At 59.0% G+C, this 19,168-nt stretch carries 22 protein-coding genes; 16 read left to right on the top strand and 6 right to left on the bottom strand.

Features of this window, described 5'->3' with window-relative positions; genetic code table 11:
* Window positions 1-14 precede the first annotated feature (14 nt).
* Window positions 15-911 carry a homocysteine S-methyltransferase family protein gene (locus FFH21_RS05280; RefSeq protein WP_011167860.1) on the bottom strand — a complete coding sequence of 299 codons (897 nt, stop codon included), beginning with the start codon at window positions 909-911 and terminating at the stop codon, window positions 15-17.
* Between the two features lie 111 nt (window positions 912-1,022).
* On the opposite strand from FFH21_RS05280, the gene FFH21_RS05275 reads away from it, so the two are divergent.
* A complete protein-coding gene (locus FFH21_RS05275; protein WP_011167859.1) occupies window positions 1,023-1,844 on the top strand; it encodes an ABC transporter substrate-binding protein in 822 nt (273 codons plus the stop codon).
* Entirely contained in the window at window positions 1,841-2,674 is an 834-nt protein-coding gene (locus tag FFH21_RS05270) for an amino acid ABC transporter permease (protein ID WP_004659887.1), read from the top strand. Before FFH21_RS05275 ends, FFH21_RS05270 begins: the two co-directional genes overlap by 4 nt.
* 173 nt (window positions 2,675-2,847) lie before the next feature.
* Here FFH21_RS05270 and FFH21_RS05265 read toward each other — a convergent pair whose 3' ends face one another.
* The 3 genes from FFH21_RS05265 to FFH21_RS05255 all read right to left on the bottom strand — a co-directional run bounded on the left by FFH21_RS05265 (window position 2,848) and on the right by FFH21_RS05255 (window position 4,329).
* Window positions 2,848-3,135: a PA4642 family protein gene (locus FFH21_RS05265; RefSeq protein WP_002552173.1), complete on the bottom strand. Its 288-nt coding sequence runs from the start codon at window positions 3,133-3,135 to the stop codon at window positions 2,848-2,850.
* Between the two features lie 66 nt (window positions 3,136-3,201).
* Complete coding sequence (locus FFH21_RS05260; protein WP_011167858.1) at window positions 3,202-3,705, bottom strand: hypothetical protein; 504 nt, start codon at window positions 3,703-3,705, stop codon at window positions 3,202-3,204.
* 66 nt (window positions 3,706-3,771) lie between these two features.
* Window positions 3,772-4,329 (bottom strand): hypoxanthine-guanine phosphoribosyltransferase, encoded by a 558-nt coding sequence (locus FFH21_RS05255; protein WP_002552171.1) that lies wholly within the window; start codon window positions 4,327-4,329, stop codon window positions 3,772-3,774.
* A gap of 207 nt (window positions 4,330-4,536) precedes the next feature.
* Here FFH21_RS05255 and upp point away from each other — a divergent pair, with 207 nt between their 5' ends.
* The gene (gene upp / locus FFH21_RS05250; protein ID WP_002552170.1) at window positions 4,537-5,175 is read left to right on the top strand and encodes a uracil phosphoribosyltransferase; all 639 of its coding nucleotides are present in this window, start codon (window positions 4,537-4,539) and stop codon (window positions 5,173-5,175) included.
* Window positions 5,176-5,179: 4 nt separating this feature from the next.
* Window positions 5,180-6,457 carry a uracil-xanthine permease family protein gene (locus FFH21_RS05245; protein ID WP_002552169.1) on the top strand — a complete coding sequence of 426 codons (1,278 nt, stop codon included), beginning with the start codon at window positions 5,180-5,182 and terminating at the stop codon, window positions 6,455-6,457.
* A gap of 188 nt (window positions 6,458-6,645) precedes the next feature.
* On the opposite strand, the gene hemH is transcribed toward FFH21_RS05245, so the two are convergent.
* On the bottom strand, window positions 6,646-7,668 hold the full coding sequence (hemH, locus tag FFH21_RS05235; RefSeq protein WP_011167857.1) for a ferrochelatase: 1,023 nt from the start codon (window positions 7,666-7,668) through the stop codon (window positions 6,646-6,648).
* 22 nt (window positions 7,669-7,690) lie between these two features.
* Complete coding sequence (locus tag FFH21_RS05230) at window positions 7,691-8,593, bottom strand: TIGR01777 family oxidoreductase (protein ID WP_041924453.1); 903 nt, start codon at window positions 8,591-8,593, stop codon at window positions 7,691-7,693.
* Between the two features lie 288 nt (window positions 8,594-8,881).
* Between FFH21_RS05230 and FFH21_RS05225 the strand changes: the two genes are divergently transcribed.
* From FFH21_RS05225 to FFH21_RS05170, 12 genes are all read left to right on the top strand, one after another.
* Window positions 8,882-9,868 carry an NAD(P)/FAD-dependent oxidoreductase gene (locus tag FFH21_RS05225; protein ID WP_011167855.1) on the top strand — a complete coding sequence of 329 codons (987 nt, stop codon included), beginning with the start codon at window positions 8,882-8,884 and terminating at the stop codon, window positions 9,866-9,868.
* The gene (locus FFH21_RS05220; protein ID WP_011167854.1) at window positions 9,865-10,080 is read left to right on the top strand and encodes a TIGR02450 family Trp-rich protein; all 216 of its coding nucleotides are present in this window, start codon (window positions 9,865-9,867) and stop codon (window positions 10,078-10,080) included. Before FFH21_RS05225 ends, FFH21_RS05220 begins: the two co-directional genes overlap by 4 nt.
* A gap of 233 nt (window positions 10,081-10,313) precedes the next feature.
* Window positions 10,314-11,270 carry a DUF523 and DUF1722 domain-containing protein gene (locus FFH21_RS05215; protein ID WP_004663916.1) on the top strand — a complete coding sequence of 319 codons (957 nt, stop codon included), beginning with the start codon at window positions 10,314-10,316 and terminating at the stop codon, window positions 11,268-11,270.
* Window positions 11,271-11,273: 3 nt separating this feature from the next.
* Window positions 11,274-12,176, top strand: coding sequence for a MerR family transcriptional regulator (locus FFH21_RS05210; protein WP_011167853.1), 903 nt, complete (start codon window positions 11,274-11,276; stop codon window positions 12,174-12,176).
* A gap of 9 nt (window positions 12,177-12,185) precedes the next feature.
* Entirely contained in the window at window positions 12,186-13,634 is a 1,449-nt protein-coding gene (gene phrB, locus FFH21_RS05205) for a deoxyribodipyrimidine photo-lyase (RefSeq protein ID WP_011167852.1), read from the top strand.
* Window positions 13,627-14,049: a nuclear transport factor 2 family protein gene (locus FFH21_RS05200; protein WP_005746214.1), complete on the top strand. Its 423-nt coding sequence runs from the start codon at window positions 13,627-13,629 to the stop codon at window positions 14,047-14,049. The genes phrB and FFH21_RS05200 overlap by 8 nt, the downstream gene beginning before the upstream one ends.
* On the top strand, window positions 14,046-14,834 hold the full coding sequence (locus FFH21_RS05195) for an SDR family oxidoreductase (protein ID WP_011167851.1): 789 nt from the start codon (window positions 14,046-14,048) through the stop codon (window positions 14,832-14,834). Before FFH21_RS05200 ends, FFH21_RS05195 begins: the two co-directional genes overlap by 4 nt.
* Window positions 14,831-16,078 (top strand): NAD(P)/FAD-dependent oxidoreductase, encoded by a 1,248-nt coding sequence (locus FFH21_RS05190; RefSeq protein WP_011167850.1) that lies wholly within the window; start codon window positions 14,831-14,833, stop codon window positions 16,076-16,078. The genes FFH21_RS05195 and FFH21_RS05190 overlap by 4 nt, the downstream gene beginning before the upstream one ends.
* Window positions 16,075-16,875: a DUF1365 domain-containing protein gene (locus FFH21_RS05185; protein WP_004663913.1), complete on the top strand. Its 801-nt coding sequence runs from the start codon at window positions 16,075-16,077 to the stop codon at window positions 16,873-16,875. Before FFH21_RS05190 ends, FFH21_RS05185 begins: the two co-directional genes overlap by 4 nt.
* Window positions 16,862-18,130 carry a cyclopropane-fatty-acyl-phospholipid synthase family protein gene (locus FFH21_RS05180; RefSeq protein ID WP_011167849.1) on the top strand — a complete coding sequence of 423 codons (1,269 nt, stop codon included), beginning with the start codon at window positions 16,862-16,864 and terminating at the stop codon, window positions 18,128-18,130. The genes FFH21_RS05185 and FFH21_RS05180 overlap by 14 nt, the downstream gene beginning before the upstream one ends.
* On the top strand, window positions 18,123-18,632 hold the full coding sequence (locus FFH21_RS05175; RefSeq protein ID WP_002552155.1) for a DUF2878 domain-containing protein: 510 nt from the start codon (window positions 18,123-18,125) through the stop codon (window positions 18,630-18,632). The genes FFH21_RS05180 and FFH21_RS05175 overlap by 8 nt, the downstream gene beginning before the upstream one ends.
* Window positions 18,587-18,943, top strand: coding sequence for a YkgJ family cysteine cluster protein (locus FFH21_RS05170; protein WP_044294123.1), 357 nt, complete (start codon window positions 18,587-18,589; stop codon window positions 18,941-18,943). The genes FFH21_RS05175 and FFH21_RS05170 overlap by 46 nt, the downstream gene beginning before the upstream one ends.
* The last annotated feature ends 225 nt before the right edge of the window (window positions 18,944-19,168 follow it).

Raw genomic sequence — 19,168 nt, 5'->3', positions numbered from 1 at the left:
GTTGCGAATGTCAGTCAGAGGCTTTTGGACAATACGGCGATGTGCTCCGGACCAATTCCGCAGCAGCCGCCGATGTGTGTGGCACCGCGCGTTACCCAATCTGCCGCCCACTGTTGATAACCCTGCGGGTCAAGGTCTTCGCGCAGCTCATCCAGACCGTCGTTGGCCTTGGCGTCCTTGGGTTGCGGCGGGAAAGCGTTGGCGTAGGCACCAATGGCAATGTCGACGTTCAGGGCTTTGAACACCTCACGCGCCGCATCGATTGCACCGCCTATTACCTCTGGCTGGCTGCAATTGAACAGCAGCGTCGCCACGCCCATCCCGGCGGCAGCCTTTGCCGCGTCGGCAACGGGCTCGCCTGAACGCAAACGCGGCACCTCATCGGTGTCTTCATCCTGAAGAGTAAACGACAACCAGAACGGTTTGCCGTCATTGGGCAGCCCGGCGCGGATGGTTTGCGCTTCAAGAATGCAGCTTTGCGTCTCGGCCAGCCACAGATCGACATACGGCGACAAGCCGGCCACCAGCGGCCTCAGGACATCGGCGGCCAGCTCCGGCTTGTACAGGTCAGGGCGATAGGAGCCGAACAATGGCGGAATGGAACCTGCCACCTGTGCACGTCCGCCAGAAGCGTCGGCCGACTCACGCGCCAGTTGCCCGGCCAGCGCAGCCAATGCCTGACCTTCGTGGGCAAAACGTTCTTCGCCAATATGAAACGGCACGACGGCGTAGCTGTTACTGGTGATGACCTGAGCGCCACTTTCGATGTAAGCGGCGTGTACCGCACTGACGGCCTCAGGCGCCTCGCTCAATGCCAGAGCCGACCATTCAGGCTGGCGAAACGGGGCACCGCGACGCTGCAGTTCACGGCCCATGCCTCCATCAAGAATTACAGTTGTGCCTTGCGTCATATGTGATCTGCTTATATGTATATGAAAAAAACTCATTATGAGTCAGTCTTGTATAACGTATTTAATACGGCCCTTTAATCAAACTACAAACACTTTTTTCAGGGGATTTCTGTGAACTATCGCGCTCTGCTGGGCATTGGCTTGGTCACTCTGGCTGCCTCCACTCAAGCCCTGGCCGGTGCCACGCTGGATCGCGTGCAGAAAAACAAAGAGCTGGTCAACGTCCTGATGGAAAGTTACCCGCCCTTCTCTTTCCTGAATGACAAGAACGAACTCGACGGTTTCGACGTGGATGTCGCCAAGGCCGTGGCGCAAAAGATGGGCGTCAAGTTGCGCCTCGAAACGCCCTCCTGGGATGTCATCGCCGCAGGCCACTGGAGCGGCCGTTACGACATCTGCGTCTGCTCGATGACCCCGAGCAAGGCACGCGCTGAAGTCTTCAACTTCCCGGTCGAGTATTACGCATCGCCTGCGGTGATTGTGGTCAATGCCTCGGATGATCGCATTCATTCGGCCAAGGACCTGAGCGGCAAGAAAGTCGGCCTGACCAGCGCCTCGAGCTACGAAAGCTACCTGAACAAGAATCTGGTCATTGATGGCGCGGAAGACAAGCCATTGCAGTACCCGTTCGACGACGTGCAGATTGCCCCGTACGACAACGACAATGTGGCGTTTCAAGACCTGGGGCTGGGCGCTGGCAAGCGGCTGGACGCCATACTGACCAATCTGGTGACGGCAAAACCGCGTCTGGACCAGGACAAGCGCTTCAAGCTGGCGGGCGAAACGCTGTACGAAGAACCCAACTCCGTGGCCATCGAAAAGGACGACCCGGAATGGGACGCCAAGGTTCGCGAAGTGTTCGCCGAACTCAAGAAAGACGGCACGCTGAGCAAGCTGTCGCAAAAGTGGATCGGTGCTGATATCAGCAAATGACTTCTTTCCAGCCCCAGCGCCCACCCGAGCAGGCTGATCAAGGCCTGCTCAAGCGAGTTTTCGGTTTCCGTACGCGGCTGTACCTGACCTGGCTGGTCATGTTCGCGCTGTTCGCCGGCTTCTTTCTGAGTTTCGATCTGAAGCTTGCGATCATCCTCGACAAACTGCCCAACCTGATCGGCCTGCATCTGGCTCCCAACGGTTTCCTGCAAGGCGCTGCGCTGACGCTTTTTGTGTCGCTGTGTTCGATTGTGGTTTCAGTGCTGCTGGGGTTTGTCACCGCGTTGGCGAGGCTGTCCAGTAGTGCCGTGGCGTTCGGCATCGCCAGCTTTTATGCGTCGTTCTTTCGCGGCACGCCGCTGCTGATCCAGATTCTGCTGATCTATCTCGGCTTGCCGCAACTGGGCATCGTGCCCGGCGCCATCACGGCGGGCGTCATCGCGTTGTCGCTCAACTACGGGGCTTACCTGAGCGAGATTTTTCGCGCTGGAATCATCGGCGTCGCAGCCGGACAGCGAGAAGCGGCACTGGCCCTGGCATTGCGCCCTGCGCAGATATTCTGGCGCGTCACCCTGCCCCAGGCCATGCGCACGATTATTCCGCCGACCACCAACCAGTTCATCTCCATGCTCAAGGATTCGTCACTGATTTCAGTGATGGGCGTCTGGGAGGTGATGTTTCTGGCCCAGTCGTATGGCCGCTCCAGCTATCGATACATCGAAATGCTGACCACCGCAGCGGTGCTGTACTGGATCATGTCGATCGGCCTGGAGCTGTTGCAGTCCAGGCTGGAGCGGCACTACGGCAAGGCGTATCAGGCGCGCAAATAGGGCTGAAACGTTGGTTGATTAACTGATAATACATATTACTGTGGGAGCGAGCCGGGCGACGCTTCGCTTGCTCGCGAAGAGGCGCGTCATTCACAAAAGATTTATCGTCCGAAATAAAGCCTTCGCGAACAAGTTCGCTCCCACCTGAAAAGCGTTTCAGCCAAATTCAGGTTTCAACTACGGGCTTTTTCGATCAGTTCGATGTATTCATCGGCGTTGCGCTGATCCTTGATCAGGGCAATGAAGTCATTGCCGTGCTCGTCCTTGCCATCGAAGTCGTGGCCCGCCTCCCTGAAAAAAACCAGAAAGCGCTCAAAATCGTTGATGCGCAGCCCACGGTAGGCCTTGATCAGTTTGTGCAGCGACGGCGAGGTAGCATCATACGGCTCGAAGTCGAGGAACAGTTTGATCTGCTCATCGCCGATCTCATCGCCAATCAGCTGCTTCTTATCTTTACGCATTACAGGCTCCAGCAGGTCGCAGACACTTTCACGGGCGGGCAGTTTACCCCTCGGCAAGCACAGCGCTCAACGCGCACGTGCAGAGGTGGTATGCAAATCGGCCCAGATATGCCCGTTGGCGTAACTGAGGAACTGGCAATAAACCTTCTCGTTGCGCAGCAAGTCGACCAGTACGCGGTACTGGGCCAGTGGGTAATAAAGCGTCAGGGTGCTGGTTGGCTCGTCGTAGGTCGGTTTTTTCAGGCTTTTGCTGTCGCCACCATCAAAGTGCACAAGCACCTGTGAAATGGACGCGCCCTTGTTCAGCGACTTGCCTTTGAGGCGCAACGACAGCGGGGAAGTAACCGGAATCGGCTGCTGGCTGGATTGCCGCTGGTTACCGGCAACGATGGTGTATTCGGTGACACGCATCAACTGTTGCTGCTCGGGCGCACCCTCACGCAGGCTCAGGTCGTCAGGCGGCAGGTATTGATCGTGCATGGGGCTGGCCGAAACCGGCGCAGCAGGTGCGGCAACTGCCAGACCAGACAACAGCACCAACGCCACGGCGCCGGGAATCAGTAGCTTCATTGAGGGTTTCCAGATAATTGCGAATCGTTGACCGCCCCTGTTCGCAGAAGCGGTCGTCAGAATGCCTTACATCCCTTTGACGGCATAGATGCCGGCAGCATTACGCCAGTAGCCTTTGTAGTCCATACCGAAACCGAAGATGTAACGGTCGATGCATGGCAGGCCTACGTAGTCGGCCTTCAGGTCCGGGCGGGCCTTGCGGTCGTGGTCTTTATCGATCAGCACGGCAGTGTGCACAGCGCGGGCACCGGCGTGTTTGCAGAAGTCGATGATGGCGCCCAGGGTGTGACCTTCATCGAGGATGTCGTCGATGATCAGCACGTCACGGTCGATGAACGAGACTTCGGGTTTGGCTTTCCAGAACAGATCGCCGCCAGTGGTTTCGTTGCGATAGCGTGTAGCGTGCAGGTAGGACGCTTCCAACGGGAAGTTCAGATGAGTCAGCAGCTTGCCAGAGAAAATCAGGCCGCCATTCATCACGCAGAACACAACCGGGTTGCGTTCGGCCAGTTCGGCATTGATCTGCGCGCCGACGCGGGCAATGGCAGCATCCACTTCGGCCTCGGTGTACAGGCAGTCGGCTTCGCGCATGATTTGACGGATATGCTCGAGATCAGCGGACATGACGCTCTCCAGGTAAGGCAGTTTGAGAAAAGCGGGCAAAGGTACGCATCCGTTCAAGCCAGAGCAAGTGATTCTGGACTAACGTTGCGAGTGTCTTGCAAAAGCCGCGAACGTCGAAGCTTCGTAACGATACTGCACGTGCTTTAAGACAGTAACAGCTGAATAGATTAACCTAGACCGATTTTTGCCCCGCTGGAGCCTTTCCCCATGCCTATTCGTGAGATCCGTCACCCACTGATCCGCCACAAACTCGGCCTTATGCGCCGTGCCGACATCAGCACCAAGAATTTTCGTGAGCTGGCTCAGGAAGTCGGCGCACTGCTGACCTACGAGGCCACCGCCGACCTGACCCTGGAAAACTACGACATTCAGGGCTGGGCCGGTACGGTTTCAGTCGAGAAAATCGCGGGCAAGAAAATCACTGTCGTGCCGATCCTGCGCGCCGGTATCGGCATGCTCGACGGCGTCCTCAGCCTGATTCCGGGTGCCAAGGTCAGCGCGGTCGGCGTGGCCCGCAACGAAGAAACCCTGCAAGCGCATACCTATCTGGAAAAGCTGGTGCCGGAAATCGACGAGCGCCTGGCAATGATCATCGACCCGATGCTGGCCACCGGCAGCTCGATGGTCGCCACCATTGACCTGCTGAAGAAGGCTGGCTGCAAGGAAATCCGCGCGATGGTTCTGGTCGCGGCACCTGAAGGCATCGCGGCCGTAGAGAAGGCACACCCGGACGTGATGATCTACACCGCCTCCATCGACGAGCGTCTGAACGAACACGGTTACATCATTCCGGGCCTGGGCGATGCCGGTGACAAGATTTTCGGCACCAAACAGAAGGACGCGTAACCCGATGACGCAGCAGGAGTTCAACGATCCACTGTGGCGCACGATTCTTTCCGGCGCGCAAATGCTGTTCGTGGCCTTTGGCGCACTGGTATTGATGCCGCTGATCACCGGGCTCGATCCAAACGTGGCGCTGTTTACGGCAGGCCTTGGCACATTGCTGTTCCAGATTGTCACCGGGCGTCAGGTGCCGGTGTTTCTGGCCTCGAGCTTTGCGTTCATCACCCCGATCATCCTCGCCAAGGGCCAGTTCGGTCTGGCCGCGACCATGGGTGGCGTGATGGCGGCAGGCTTCGTCTACACCTTTCTCGGTCTGGCGGTGAAGATCAAGGGCACAGGTTTCATCGACCGGCTGCTGCCTCCGGTGGTGATAGGGCCGGTGATTATTTCCATCGGTCTGGCCATGGCCCCGATCGCGGCCAATATGGCGATGGGCAAGACCGGCGACGGCGTAGTGCTGATTCCTTATCAGACCGCCATGCTGATTTCGATGCCCGCGTTGCTCACGACTCTGATCGTGGCGGTGTTCGGCAAAGGCATTTTCCGTCTGGTGCCAATTATCTCAGGTGTGCTGGTGGGCTTTGCGCTGTCGTTCTACTTTGGCGTAGTCGACACTAAAAAGATTGCTGACGCGGCCTGGCTGGCACTGCCGCACTTCACCGCACCGGAATTCAATTGGCAGGCGATTCTGTTCATCGTCCCGGTTGCTCTGGCCCCGGCCATCGAGCACATCGGCGGCGTGATCGCAGTCGGCAGTGTGACCGGACGCGACTACCTGAAAAAGCCGGGCCTGCATCGCACGCTGTTCGGTGATGGCATCGCCACGACAGCGGCAGGCCTGTTTGGCGGCCCGCCCAACACCACTTACGCCGAAGTGACCGGCGCAGTGATGCTGACCAAGAACTACAACCCGCAGATCATGATCTGGGCGTCGTTCTTCGCCATAACACTGGCATTCATCGGCAAGTTCGGTGCGTTGCTGCAGAGTATTCCGGTGCCGGTAATGGGCGGGATTCTGTGCCTGCTGTTCGGTTCGATTGCAGCGGTGGGGATGAACACGCTGATCCGCCACAAGATCGACCTGGCCGAAGCCCGCAACCTGGTCATCGTCTCGGTGACGCTGGTATTCGGCATCGGCGGCGTACTGATCGGCACCGGCAACGGTCCGAACGACTTTGGCCTGAAGGGCATCGCCCTGTGCGCCATCACCGCGATCATCCTCAATCTGGTCCTGCCGGGACATGACAGCTGGAAGCGCAACAAGCCGGATGATCAGTTGCTGTAATGGCTGGAGCGTGAGGCACGATAGTTTGACTATCGTGCGACGCTCCGCGTCGGCATGCCGTTCTGGACGCTTCGCGTCCGATTTTGAAGCTGTGGCGCTGCACAGACCTGTGACGCAGAGCGTCACCCAAGGCATTCCCACGCTGGAGCGTGAGGAACGATAGTTCTGCGACTATTGCGTGCGGCGCATCACAGCATCAACGGCGCTCGCTCGCATAGTCTGTTCAGCTCTTTCGCCCAGTTGGGGTCGTCGTTCAGGCACGGTACCAGCACCAGTTCCTCTCCCCCCGCTTCCTTGAACTGCTCGGCACCACGGTCGCCGATCTCTTCCAGGGTCTCGATGCAGTCAGCCACGAATGCGGGGCACATGACCAACAGCCTTTTCACGCCCTGCGCAGCCAGTTCGTCGAGACGCGCCTCGGTGTAGGGTTCGATCCACTTGGCACGCCCCAGACGTGACTGAAACGACACAGACCATTTGCCGTCAGGAATGCCCATGCGCTTGGCGAACGTCGCCGCCGATTGTATGCACTGGGCGCGGTAGCAGGTGGCAAGCACTTCGGCCGGCGCGGTCATGCAGCAATCGTCCTTGAGGCAGTGCTTGCCGGTCGGGTCGAGCTTGTGCAGATGCCGCTCGGGCAAACCATGGAAACTCAACAACAAGTGGTCGTAAGGTTGTTCCAGATGCGGCCTCACGCTCTCCACCAGCGCACTCAGGTATTCAGGCTGATCGTAGAACGGCTGCAAAACCGAGAACTGCATCTTCAACGATTTTGCGCGCACCACGCGCTTGGCCTCTTCGATCACAGTGGTCACTGTGCTGTCGGCAAACTGTGGATAGAGCGGCGCCAGAGTGACTTTCTTGAAGCCCTGCTCTGACAGGCGCGTCAGCACCGTTTCGATAGACGGCTCGCCATAGCGCATCGCCAGCTCGACCGGCCCGTGCGACCACTCTTTTTTCATCGCCTGCTGCAGGCGCTTGCTCAGCACCACCAGCGGCGAACCTTCATCCCACCAGATGGACGCATAGGCATGCGCGGACTGCTCTGGTCGTTTGATCAGAATCAGCGAGACCAACAGCCTGCGAACGGGCCACGGCAGGTCGATCACATAAGGATCCATCAGGAACTGGTTCAGATAGCTGCGTACATCTGCCACTTGAGTAGAAGCAGGCGAACCCAGATTGACCAGCAACAAAGCGTGATCGGTCATGCAACATCCTATTTCAAAGCGTTCAGTGGCGACCCAGCAAATCTTGCAGGGCAGTGTCGAGTTCGGTGTACGTGAATGTGAAACCGGCTTTCTGCAAACGCTCTGGCCGGGCACGCTGACCACCGAGCAGCAGCACCGAAAGTTCGCCCAGCAATACTTTCAGGGCCAGCGCAGGCATAGGCATGAATGCCGGTCTATGCAGAATACCTGCCAGTGCCTTGGCAAACTGACGATTGCGCACCGGTGATGGCGCACAAACATTATAAGGACCCTTTGCTTCATTCAGATTCAACAGAAAATCAATCGCCGCAATTTGATCGTCAATATGAACCCAGGGCATCCACTGCCTGCCATTGCCAATAGGTCCGCCCATGCCGAATTTGAAGGGCGGTAACAGGCGTTGCAGGAAGCCGGCGCGGTCCGACAGCACCAGCCCGGTACGGATCAGCACCACGCGCACACCCAGCGACTCGGCACGTTGCGCGGTTTCTTCCCAGGCGTTGCACAGCTGACTGGCAAAATCTTCTTTGGCAGGCAGTGAAGTTTCATCGATTTCACGCTCGCCGCTGTCGCCGTACCAGCCGACCGCAGAACCGGAAATCATCAGCGCAGGTTTTTGCGAGCGGGTGCCCAGCCAGGTCAGCAGTTGTTCGGTCAGCCCGATGCGGCTGTCCCACAGCAGCAGGCGACGCTTGCGGGTCCAGGGGCGATCCGCAATAGGCGCGCCCGCCAGATTGACGATTGCATCCACCGGCTGCGCACCCAGCTCATCAAGGCTGGCAATGCCACGCACCGAGGCGCCGCATAGCTCGGCGACATCGGCGGGTTTTCGGCTCCATACCGTCAGTTCATGGCCTTGAGCAGACCAGAAACGGCAGAGCGCTCGTCCTATCAAACCAGTACCACCGGTCAGCAATATGTGCATGGCAGATAACCTCGCGTGGCGTGCGTGACAATTGAGTAGTCTTATTTTTACCAGTGACGATCTCCGTGACGCTTGTCCGGAAAACGAAACTGTCAGTTGAACCATAGGCCACAGCTTAATGGAGCGCAGCCATGAGGCCCTTGCCTTTATGGCTGCCCCGTTCGACCCTCAAAGCAGCAATGTGACTCAACAGGCAAATTCCAAAACCACTGCAAGTTATACCAAAGAAGAAGATTGTACAGGTTTTAACTACGGCGTAGTCTGTACAGACAAGGTAACGAGGCCCCTATGACTGTCCCTATCGCAATCATCGGTACCGGTATCGCCGGACTCTCAGCAGCCCAGGCGCTTACATCAGCCGGGCATCAGGTGCACCTTTTCGACAAAAGCCGCGGCAGCGGCGGTCGAATGTCCAGCAAGCGCAGCGACGCAGGTTCGCTGGACATGGGTGCACAATATTTCACCGCTCGTGACCGGCGTTTCGCCACCGCCGTGAAGCAATGGCAGGCTCAAGGGCACGTCTCCGAGTGGACGCCCTTGCTCTACAACTTTCACGGCGGCAGGCTCAGCCCATCGCCGGATGAGCAGGTGCGCTGGGTGGGCGAGCCAGGCATGAGCGCCATCACCCGGGCCATGCGCGGCGACTTGCCAGTGTCATTCTCGTGCCGCATCACCGACGTGTTTCGCGGAGAGCAGCACTGGAACCTGCTGGATGCCGAAGGCGAAAATCACGGCCCTTTCAGCCATGTGATCATCGCCACCCCGGCGCCGCAGGCCACTGCTCTGCTGGCTGCCGCACCGAAGCTGGCAAGTGTGGTGGCAGGCGTCAAGATGGACCCGACCTGGGCAGTGGCCCTAGCCTTCGAAACACCCTTGCAAACGCCCATGCAGGGTTGCTTCGTGCAGGACAGCCCGCTTGACTGGCTGGCCCGCAACCGCAGCAAACCGGGGCGCGACGACACGCTCGATAGCTGGGTCCTGCACGCCACCAGCCAATGGAGCCGGCAGAACCTCGACGCCTCCAGAGAACAGGTTATCGAACACTTGCACGGCGCATTTGCGGAATTGATCGATTGCGCCATGCCCGCGCCGGTATTCAGCCTGGCGCACCGCTGGCTGTATGCACGACCTGCCGGCTCTCATGAATGGGGCGCGCTGTCGGATGCCGACCTGGGCATTTATGTCTGTGGCGACTGGTGCCTGTCGGGTCGCGTCGAAGGCGCCTGGCTGAGTGGCCAGGAAGCGGCACGCCGACTGCTGGAACACCTGCAATGAATCAGATCAACCCTCGCAAACTGCTGCTGTCGAAATGGACCGCAGCCACCCCGCTCAACCGGGAGAAACATTTTCTGGTGACTGAGCTGTTCAAAGATGAAGAAGGCACTGTGCTGGAAATCGAACTGCAGGCCGTGCTGACCCAGCGCAGCGAACGACTGCCGTGGCAGGTGCTGCAGCAGGCGGATACATGGCGGATGGGCTGGAACTAGCGGGTTTGCCCGGATTCAGATGATTATCGTGCCGATGCTCCGCGTCGGCATGCAGTTCGTGACGCTCTGCATCACAGGATGCGTGCGAACGCAGCTTTGGCACTGGCCAGTTCAGAGCAGTCTTCAAAACCCTCTACAAAGAATTTGACTTGTACACCTATCCCCCTATGATGAAGACAAGTTGTACAGCGCGAACTATCTGTACAAGTCTTCTGTAGAGGTGACCGATGCCAATGTCCGCAATCGAAAAACCCAAGCTCGGCATCAGTGCCTGCCTGATGGGTGCCGAGGTTCGTTTCAATGGCGGCCACAAGGAGTCCCATCTGTGCACGCGGGCACTGAGCAAGTATTTTGATTTCGTCCAGGCGTGCCCCGAGGTCGCTATCGGCATGGGCATCCCGCGCGAGCCGATCAGGCTGGTGGGCGACGCGGAAAACCCCAAGGCGCTGGGCACCGTCAACCGTGAGCTGGACGTTACCGAGGCGCTCGCCAATTACGGCATACAGATGGCCGAGGAGCTGGGTGATATCTGTGGTTACATTTTCATGCAGAAATCCCCGTCCTGCGGCCTGGAGCGAGTCAAGGTCTACCGCGAAAACGGCGCCCCGGTAGACGGTGGCGGTCGTGGTATCTACGCACAGGCCTTTTGCGAGCGCCACCCCAACCTTCCGGTCGAGGAAGACGGGCGTCTGAATGACGCTGTGCTGCGGGAAAATTTCGTGACCCGCGTGTTTGCCTATGCCGCCTGGCAGCAATTGTTGAAAGACGGCGTCACCCGGCGTGCACTGACCGAATTTCACTCGCGCTACAAATACCAGCTGATGGCCAATGACCCGGTGCAATACAAGGCACTGGGCAAAATGCTTGGCAGCATGGGCCGCACCGACCCGAACGAAATCGCACCGCTGTATTTCAGCGAGCTGATGGCGGCGCTGAAGAAGTGCGCAACGCGTCGCACTCATACCAACGTCCTGCAACACCTGTGCGGCTACTTGAAACAAACCATCAGTGCCGAGGACAAGCAGGAAATTCAGGAAGTGATCAGCCAGTATCACCAGGGCATCGTCCCCCTGATCGTACCGCTGACCCTGCTCAAGCATCACTTTCGCCAACATCCGGATCCGTATGTAGCGCTGCAGGTGTACATGCAGCCCCATCCGGAAAACCTCAGCCTGCGTAATGCGATTTGACTCATGAATGAAACAGACACAGAGGTGCCGGGCGACTGGCTGCCTATCCGCGAGGTCGCACGGCAGACAGGCGTCAACGCCGTTACCTTGCGCGCCTGGGAACGCCGTTACGGACTGATCGTTCCGCACCGCACCGCCAAAGGCCATCGGCTGTATTCGGACGAGCATGTGCAGCGCGTCATGAAGATTCTGACCTGGCTCAACCGTGGCGTCTCCGTGAGCCAGGTCAAAGGCCTGATCGATGACAACCGTCAGGACGCCCTGCCGCCGACCAACGACTGGGACGCCTTGCGTCAGACCCTGCTGGTGGCGATCGGCGAGTTGGCTGAACGCCGGGTTGATGACGTGTTCAATCAGGCGATGTCGCTGTACCCGCCACGCACGCTGTGTGAACAGTTGCTGCTGCCGCTGCTGGCCGAACTGGAGCAGCGCTGGCAAGGCAAGTTCGGCGCACAACTGGAGCGCACATTTTTCTACTCCTGGCTACGCAGCAAGTTTGGCGCGCGGATCTATCACAACAATCGCCAGCTCAATGGCAGCCCGTTGCTGCTGGTCAATCAGTCCGATCTGCCGCTGGAACCACACCTGTGGCTCACGGCCTGGCTGGTGAGCAGTGCCGACTGCCCGGTCGAGGTGTTCGACTGGCCATTGCCGGTCGGTGAGCTGGCGCTGGCCGCGGAATACCTTAAGCCACGTGGCATATTGCTGTACTCCAGCAAAGCCCTGAATGTGGCCCAACTACCCCGCTTGCTGGCCAATATCACCTGCCCCGTGGTGCTGAGCGGACCAACGGTGCAGATCCATAACGCCGAGCTGCTCGTACAGGCTAGCGAGATAGCTGGACTGACCCTTGCCCACGACGCACTCGGCGCGCAGATAGAGCTGGGCAAGCTCGGACTTATCTAAGGACTTCTCATGCAACTGATCTGGCTGCGTAGCGACCTGCGCGTTCACGATAATACCGCCCTGACCGCTGCCATGGAGCGCGGTCCGACGCTGGCGGTTTACCTGCTCAGCCCGGCACAGTGGCGCAGCCACGACGATGCTGACTGCAAGGTGGATTTCTGGCTGCGTAATCTGGTCGAGCTGGAAAAGGCACTGGGCGCGCTGAACGTACCGCTGTTGATTCGCGAGGCCGATACTTGGGATCAGGCACCTGAAGTGCTGTCGACACTGTGCACGCAGCTCAAGATCGAAGGCCTGCACCTCAATCAGGAATACGGCATCAACGAAACACGCCGTGATCAGGCGGTGCAAAAGGCGCTGGAAAAAGCCGGTGTGCAGGTCACCAGTTACCTTGATCAGCTGTTGTTCAAGCCGGGCAGCATACTGACCAAGACCGGCAATTATTTCCAGGTGTTCACTCAGTTCAAGAAAGTCTGCTACAACCGGATGCACCAGGCCATGCCGCAGCCGGTGCGCACACCCAAAGCGCAGCAATCACTGTCGATCAAGAGCGATTCGATCCCTGATCAGGTCGAGGGCTTTGCTACGCCCTCGAAAGCATTACGTGACCTGTGGCCAGCAGGCGAGGCCGAAGCCAGGCGGCGCATGGCGACCTTCGCCGACGCGCAAATCAGTTACTACAAGACCGAACGCGACTTTCCCGCCAAACCCGGCACCAGTCAGCTGTCAGCGTATCTGGCGGCAGGGGTGATTTCGCCGCGCCAGTGCCTGCATGCGGCGCTGGGCAGCAACCAGGGGGAATTCGAGACCGGCGACGTTGGCACTGTGACCTGGATCAACGAGCTATTATGGCGAGAGTTTTATAAACACACGCTGGTCGGCTACCCTCGTGTATCACGGCATCGTGCCTTCCGCCCGGAAACCGAGGCGTTGAAGTGGCGCGATGCCCCCGAAGAACTGCTGGCGTGGCAAGAGGCGCGTACCGGTCTGCCGATTATTGACGCAGCGATGCGCCAGTTGCTGGAAACCGGATGGATGCACAATCGGCTAAGGATGGTCGTTGCGATGTTCCTCACCAAAAACCTGTTGATCGACTGGCACGAGGGCGAGCGCTTTTTCATGCGCCACCTGATCGACGGCGACCTGGCGTCGAACAATGGTGGCTGGCAGTGGAGCTCGTCCACCGGCACCGACTCGGCGCCCTACTTCCGTATTTTCAATCCGTTGTCGCAGTCGGAACGCTTCGACCCAGAAGGCGTGTTCATCAAACGCTGGCTGCCAGAGCTCGCCGATCTGAATAAAAAGCAGATTCATGACCCCGCGTCCATCGGCGGCCTGTTTGGCGCTGCCGACTACCCGAAACCTATCGTCGATCTGAGCAAAAGCCGCGCCCGCGCCCTGGCAGCATTCAAGGCGCTTCCGGCCCGCCAACCCGCTGCGGGAATCGAACATGACTGATTTCCTGCATCGCTTCGCCGAAGGTTTTGCTGCGCTGAACAAGGACAACCTTGATCAGATCGCTGAGCTGTACAGCGACGACGTGTCGTTCAGCGACCCGATGCATGACATCCACGGCCTCGCCGCCATGCGACGTTATTTCGACGAGCTATATGCCAACGTTCAGGATCTGCACTTCGACTTTCATGCCTTCGATGAAGTGCGCCCCGGCGAGGGCTATCTGGTCTGGACCATGAGCTATTCGCACCCGCGTCTGGCTGGGGGCCGGACGATTCGTGTCGAAGGCTGTTCGCACCTGAAGTGGCACGACAAGGTTTATCGACACCGGGATTACTTCGATGCCGGTGCATTGCTCTACGAACATCTGCCCATCATGGGTCGAGTCATCCATTGGCTGAAGAAGAGGTTGGGATGAGCACTCCTGTTGCACGACGCATCTGGTTGACCGGAGCTAGCAGCGGCATTGGTCTGGCGCTGGCCAAAGAACTGCTCAACGCCGGACATCGGCTGGCGTTGACCGCCCGTACGCTTGAACCGCTGCAGAACCTGGCGACTGTTTACCCGACCCAGGTGCTGCTGGTGACAGGCGACATCACCGAGCCTGCGCAGGTCAAGGCCATGGCCGACCTGATCGCGCAGCAATGGGGCGCGCTGGACACCGCCATCTTCAACGCGGGTACCTGTGAATACATCGACGTGCGGCAGTTCGAAGCGGCAATGGTCGAGCGCGTGGTGCGCACCAACTTGCTGGCCAGCAGTTATTGCATCGAGCAAGCACTGCCGCTGTTACGCAAGGGGCATCAGCCGCATCTGGTCGGCGTGGCCAGTGCGGTGACCTACCTGGCGCTACCTCGCGCAGAAGCCTATGGCGCCTCGAAAGCCGGCCTGCGTTATCTGTTCGAAGCGCTGCGTCTGGACCTGGCCAGCGAGAACATCGACGTGACCGTGGTCAGCCCAGGATTCGTCGACACGCCCCTGACGCAGAAAAATGATTTCCCCATGCCGATGCGCTGGCCTGTCGAGAGGGCCGCCAAACATATCGCCAGCAAACTGGGGCGCAACAAACGCCCACTGGATATCGCGTTCCCGGCGCTGTTCATTTTCAGCATGCGCGCGCTGGCAATGCTCCCGGCACGCGCCAGACTGGCCCTCGGCAAACGTATGGCGCGGACCGAGTCGTCGAATAAGGATGCGCAATGAAAATCGCCGTCATTGGTAGCGGGATCGCTGGCCTGACCAGTGCCTACCTGCTCAACCGCGCGCATGAGGTGACAGTGTTTGAGTCCTCCGACTGGGTCGGCGGGCACACTCATACGGTGGACGTGCAGGTCGAAGGCCGGGCTTACGCCATTGACACCGGTTTCATTGTATTCAACGACTGGACCTACCCCAATTTCATTCGCTTGCTGAGTCAGCTGGGTGTTGGCTTCAAGCCCGCCGAAATGAGCTTTTCGGTGCATGATCCGCGCACTGGCGTGGAATATAACGGCAACAACCTTAACAGTCTGTTCGCCCAACGCAGCAACCTGCTGTCGCCCAGGTTCTGGGGCATGCTGCGCGATATCCTGCGTTTCAATCGTCAATCGGTCGACGACCTGGAAAACCAGCGTATCGCGGCCGACACCACGTTGGGCGAATACCTGAAGAGCGGCGGCTACGGGCAGCGTTTCATCGATCATTACATCGTGCCCATGGGCGCGGCCATCTGGTCGATGTCGCTGGCCGACATGCTCGGCTTTCCCCTGCAGTTCTTCGTGCGCTTTTTCAAGAATCACGGCCTGCTCTCGGTCACCCATCGGCCGCAATGGTGCGTGATCGAAGGTGGCTCCAGAAGTTATGTCGAACCGTTGACGGCGTCGTTCCGCGAGCGGATTCGTCTGTCATGCCCGGTCACACGGGTCGAGCGCGACAGTGACGGTGTGACGCTGCAAAGCGCCATGGGCAGCGAACGCTTCGACAAAGTCGTGTTTGCCTGCCACAGCGATCAGGCCCTGGCCCTGCTGGCAAAACCCTCAAGTGCCGAGCAGTCGGTGCTCGGCGCACTGCGCTATGCCGAAAACGACGTGGTGCTGCACACCGATACACGACTGCTGCCCGAGCGCAAACTGGCCTGGGCCAGCTGGAACTACAGGCTCGGCGGCAGCGAACAGCAATCGGCAGCCGTCACTTACGACATGAACATCCTGCAAGGGATCGACAGCGACACAACCTTTTGCGTCAGCCTCAACCAGACCGCTGCCATCGACCCGAAAAAAATCCTCGGCCGCTACCGTTACGCGCACCCGCAATACAGCCTTGATGCAATCGCCGCGCAGGCGCGCTGGGAAGAAATAAATGGCGTCGACCACACGTGGTACTGCGGCGCGTACTGGGCCAACGGCTTTCACGAAGACGGCGTGGTCAGCGGCTTGCGTGTCGCCCAGGCGTTTGGTGAAACGCTGTGAACAGCGCGCTCTACAGTGGCTGGATCAGCCACCGGCGATTTGCGCCGCGTGCCCATGAGTTCACCTATCGGATAGGCCTGCTTTATCTGGATCTGGATGAACAGGACAGCGTGCTGGGGCTTTCGCCACTGGCTGGCAGCAAGCGTTTTGCGCCCTTCTCGTTCCGCGAACGTGACTACCTGCCAGCGCTGACCGGGCAAGGCATGAGCCTCATAGAGGCGGTCCGCGAGCAGGTTGGCAAAGCGCTGGGCCGCGTACCATCAGGTCGTGTCTGCCTGCTGACCCAGGCACGCAGCTGGGGCTTGTCGTTCAATCCGGTAAGCTTTTTCTACTGCCATGAGGCAGACGGCACACTGGCAGGCATTCTCTGTGAAGTCACCAACACACCGTGGGGCGAACGCTACAGCTATGTGCTGCCCGCGACAGGTGAAGGACATCAGTATTTCGCGGTGGCAAAGGCCTTTCACGTTTCACCGTTTTTGCCGCGCGACCTTGAATACCGTATGAGCTTCAGCCAGCCCGCCGAGCGGATTGGTGTGCACATGGCTGACTGGCAAGGCGAACTGAAAATGTTCGACGCCACGCTCAACCTGACCCGCCAGAACCTCAGCCGCCAGACGCTGCATCGTTACCTGATCGCTTACCCGTGGATGACCGCCAAAACCTGTCTGGCGATTTACTGGCAGGCGATGCGTCTGCTGGTCAAGCGCATACCCATTTTTTCTCATCAGGCCGCCGACGGCGAGTACCGTGCTGCCGCCGCGCAAACCAAGGACTCACGCCATGAAAAGCAGTAGCAGTAGTTTTTCTGCCAATCTGGGCACCAATGGTCTGACGGCCAATATCCTGCGCCGAGGTGTGTTACGGCAATTAGCAGGACTGCGCAACGGCCAGTTGGTGGTTATCGAACGGGGTGAGCGCCATGTGTTCGGCAAGAACAACGCGCTGATCCAGGCTGAAATCCACATTCTTGATTCGGCAGCATGGGGCATGGTTGCCAGCAACGGCTCCATCAGCGCTGGCGAGGCGTTTATTCACGGCTACTGGACTACCCCGGACCTGACGGCAGTGGTGCGGGTATTTGTCAGCAATCTGGATGTGCTGGATGCAATGGAAGGCGGCGTGGCTCGCCTGACCCGTCCGTTCATTCATGCCCTGCACTGGCTAAATCGCAATACACGCGAAGGCTCGCAGAAAAACATTGCTGCCCATTACGATCTGGGCAACACGCTGTTCGAGCAGTTTCTCGACCCGACGATGATGTACTCCGCCGCACAGTTCCTCAGCGAAGACGACACGCTGGAACAGGCGCAGTTGAATAAACTGGAACGCATCTGTCAGAAGCTGGCCCTGAAACCTGAAGATCACCTGCTGGAAATCGGCACAGGCTGGGGCAGCATGGCTATTTATGCTGCGCAGCATTACGGCTGCCGGGTGACCACCACGACCCTGTCCAGAGAACAGTTCGCCTACACCGAGCAACGCCTGATCGAACTGGGCCTGCAGGAACGCGTCACGCTGCTGCTGACCGACTACCGGGACCTGACCGGTGAATATGACAAGCTGGTGTCCATCGAGATGATCGAAGCGGTCGGCCATCGTTTTCTGCCGACGTACTTCAAGCAATGCGCGAACCTGCTCAAAAGCAACGGCATGATGCTGCTGCAGGCGATCACCATCCGCGAGCAGCGTTATGCTCAGGCCAAACGCAATGTGGACTTCATCCAGCGCTACATCTTCCCCGGTGGTGCTCTGCCCTCGGTGGCGAAGATGCTGGACATTGTCGGCAGCGATACCGACATGAACCTGCTGCACATGGAAGATTTCGGCCTGCACTACGCGCGCACGCTGCGCCTGTGGCACGACAACTTCAAACACGCGCACGGCAAACTGGCCGAACTGGGTTACGACGAACACTTCCTGCGCCTTTGGGAGTTCTATCTGTGCTACTGCGAAGGCGGCTTTCTGGAGCGGACCATCGGTACGGCGCAGCTGCTCCTGGCCAAACCCGATGCCCTGCGAGAACCCTTGCTTGGGCGCTTCAATGCTTAAATCAATCGCCAACGCGCTGCTCTTTCAGATCGGCTGGTTCGCCTGCGTATTGGGCGGTAACAGTTACTGGCTGCTGATTGCAGTCGGCGTGCTGGCGGTGCATTTTCTGTGGACCAGCTCATGGGCAGCGGAAGGCCGGCTGATCCTGACGGTTACGTTAATCGGGATCGTGCTCGACAGTGCCTTGATGACACTCGGCGTTTTCGACTTTGGCAGCGGCGGCTACCTGCTGCCGCTGTGGCTGGCGGTATTGTGGGCGGTGCTGGGCACGACGCTCAATCATTGCCTGGCGTGGACCGCAAAGCCGCTATGGCGCGCCGCCGTGCTGGGCGCTATTGGCGGCCCGATGTCGTACTATGCCGGCTCACAACTGGCTCAGGTCCACCTTCCCCTCGGAGTGTGGCCTGGCATGCTGGTGCTGGGGCTGGTCTGGGCGGGGCTGTTTCCCTTGCTGCAATGGCTGGCAGCACGCGCAGCCAGACAATCGGGAGAAACGCTCTGAACGCTACGCTCATTCCGCTCGCAGACATTCACAGCGAAACGGAAGTCACCTGCTCGACCTGCGCAGCCTGCTGTTGCCAACTGGAAGTGATGCTCATCACCGACACGGGCGTGCCTGAGCGTTACATTGATACCGACGAGTGGGGTGGCGAGGTCATGCTGCGTCTGGACGACGGCTGGTGTGCAGCACTGGATCGCAACACCATGATGTGCACGATCTACGAGAAACGCCCGCTGATCTGCCGTGAGTTCGAAGCCGGAGCAGAAGACTGCCTGAACGAACGCAAAGGGATTGCGACGGCGTATCTCTGATCAGTGTTGCCTGGTTGATAACTATCATTCCCACGCTCCGCGTGGGAATGCAGTTCGTGACGCTCCGCGTCACATGGCGGTTCTTCGACATCAGGTGAATTGGTGCCCGACTCAGGTCACCTTTTCGCCCCTCGGCGAGTTACTTTGATGAGGCCAAAGTAACCAAAGCCTTTCGCTCCTGTTTCCGGCCCGACTTCGTCGGGTTCCTTCGCCCTGTCACTGATC

It is taken from the genome of Pseudomonas sp. KBS0707, from assembly GCF_005937945.2.
GTDB classification, from domain to species: Bacteria; Pseudomonadota; Gammaproteobacteria; order Pseudomonadales; family Pseudomonadaceae; genus Aquipseudomonas; species Aquipseudomonas amygdali.
The sequence above is the reverse complement of the archived record's forward strand: the minus strand, read 5'-3'. Positions and strand labels throughout refer to the sequence as shown.

Bases quoted from the DNA above. Each gene is read 5' to 3' on its own strand.
- FFH21_RS05280 (WP_011167860.1), bottom strand. From the start codon at position 911: ATGACGCAAGGCACAACTGTAATTCTTGATGGAGGCATGGGCCGTGAA.
- FFH21_RS05270 (WP_004659887.1), top strand. From the start codon at position 1,841: ATGACTTCTTTCCAGCCCCAGCGCCCACCCGAGCAGGCTGATCAAGGC.
- FFH21_RS05265 (WP_002552173.1), bottom strand. From the start codon at position 3,135: ATGCGTAAAGATAAGAAGCAGCTGATTGGCGATGAGATCGGCGATGAG.
- FFH21_RS05260 (WP_011167858.1), bottom strand. From the start codon at position 3,705: ATGAAGCTACTGATTCCCGGCGCCGTGGCGTTGGTGCTGTTGTCTGGT.
- FFH21_RS05255 (WP_002552171.1), bottom strand. From the start codon at position 4,329: ATGTCCGCTGATCTCGAGCATATCCGTCAAATCATGCGCGAAGCCGAC.
- upp (WP_002552170.1), top strand. From the start codon at position 4,537: ATGCCTATTCGTGAGATCCGTCACCCACTGATCCGCCACAAACTCGGC.
- FFH21_RS05245 (WP_002552169.1), top strand. From the start codon at position 5,180: ATGACGCAGCAGGAGTTCAACGATCCACTGTGGCGCACGATTCTTTCC.
- hemH (WP_011167857.1), bottom strand. From the start codon at position 7,668: ATGACCGATCACGCTTTGTTGCTGGTCAATCTGGGTTCGCCTGCTTCT.
- FFH21_RS05230 (WP_041924453.1), bottom strand. From the start codon at position 8,593: ATGCACATATTGCTGACCGGTGGTACTGGTTTGATAGGACGAGCGCTC.
- FFH21_RS05225 (WP_011167855.1), top strand. From the start codon at position 8,882: ATGACTGTCCCTATCGCAATCATCGGTACCGGTATCGCCGGACTCTCA.
- FFH21_RS05220 (WP_011167854.1), top strand. From the start codon at position 9,865: ATGAATCAGATCAACCCTCGCAAACTGCTGCTGTCGAAATGGACCGCA.
- FFH21_RS05215 (WP_004663916.1), top strand. From the start codon at position 10,314: ATGTCCGCAATCGAAAAACCCAAGCTCGGCATCAGTGCCTGCCTGATG.
- FFH21_RS05210 (WP_011167853.1), top strand. From the start codon at position 11,274: ATGAATGAAACAGACACAGAGGTGCCGGGCGACTGGCTGCCTATCCGC.
- phrB (WP_011167852.1), top strand. From the start codon at position 12,186: ATGCAACTGATCTGGCTGCGTAGCGACCTGCGCGTTCACGATAATACC.
- FFH21_RS05200 (WP_005746214.1), top strand. From the start codon at position 13,627: ATGACTGATTTCCTGCATCGCTTCGCCGAAGGTTTTGCTGCGCTGAAC.
- FFH21_RS05195 (WP_011167851.1), top strand. From the start codon at position 14,046: ATGAGCACTCCTGTTGCACGACGCATCTGGTTGACCGGAGCTAGCAGC.
- FFH21_RS05190 (WP_011167850.1), top strand. From the start codon at position 14,831: ATGAAAATCGCCGTCATTGGTAGCGGGATCGCTGGCCTGACCAGTGCC.
- FFH21_RS05180 (WP_011167849.1), top strand. From the start codon at position 16,862: ATGAAAAGCAGTAGCAGTAGTTTTTCTGCCAATCTGGGCACCAATGGT.
- FFH21_RS05175 (WP_002552155.1), top strand. From the start codon at position 18,123: ATGCTTAAATCAATCGCCAACGCGCTGCTCTTTCAGATCGGCTGGTTC.
- FFH21_RS05170 (WP_044294123.1), top strand. From the start codon at position 18,587: ATGGCTGGCAGCACGCGCAGCCAGACAATCGGGAGAAACGCTCTGAAC.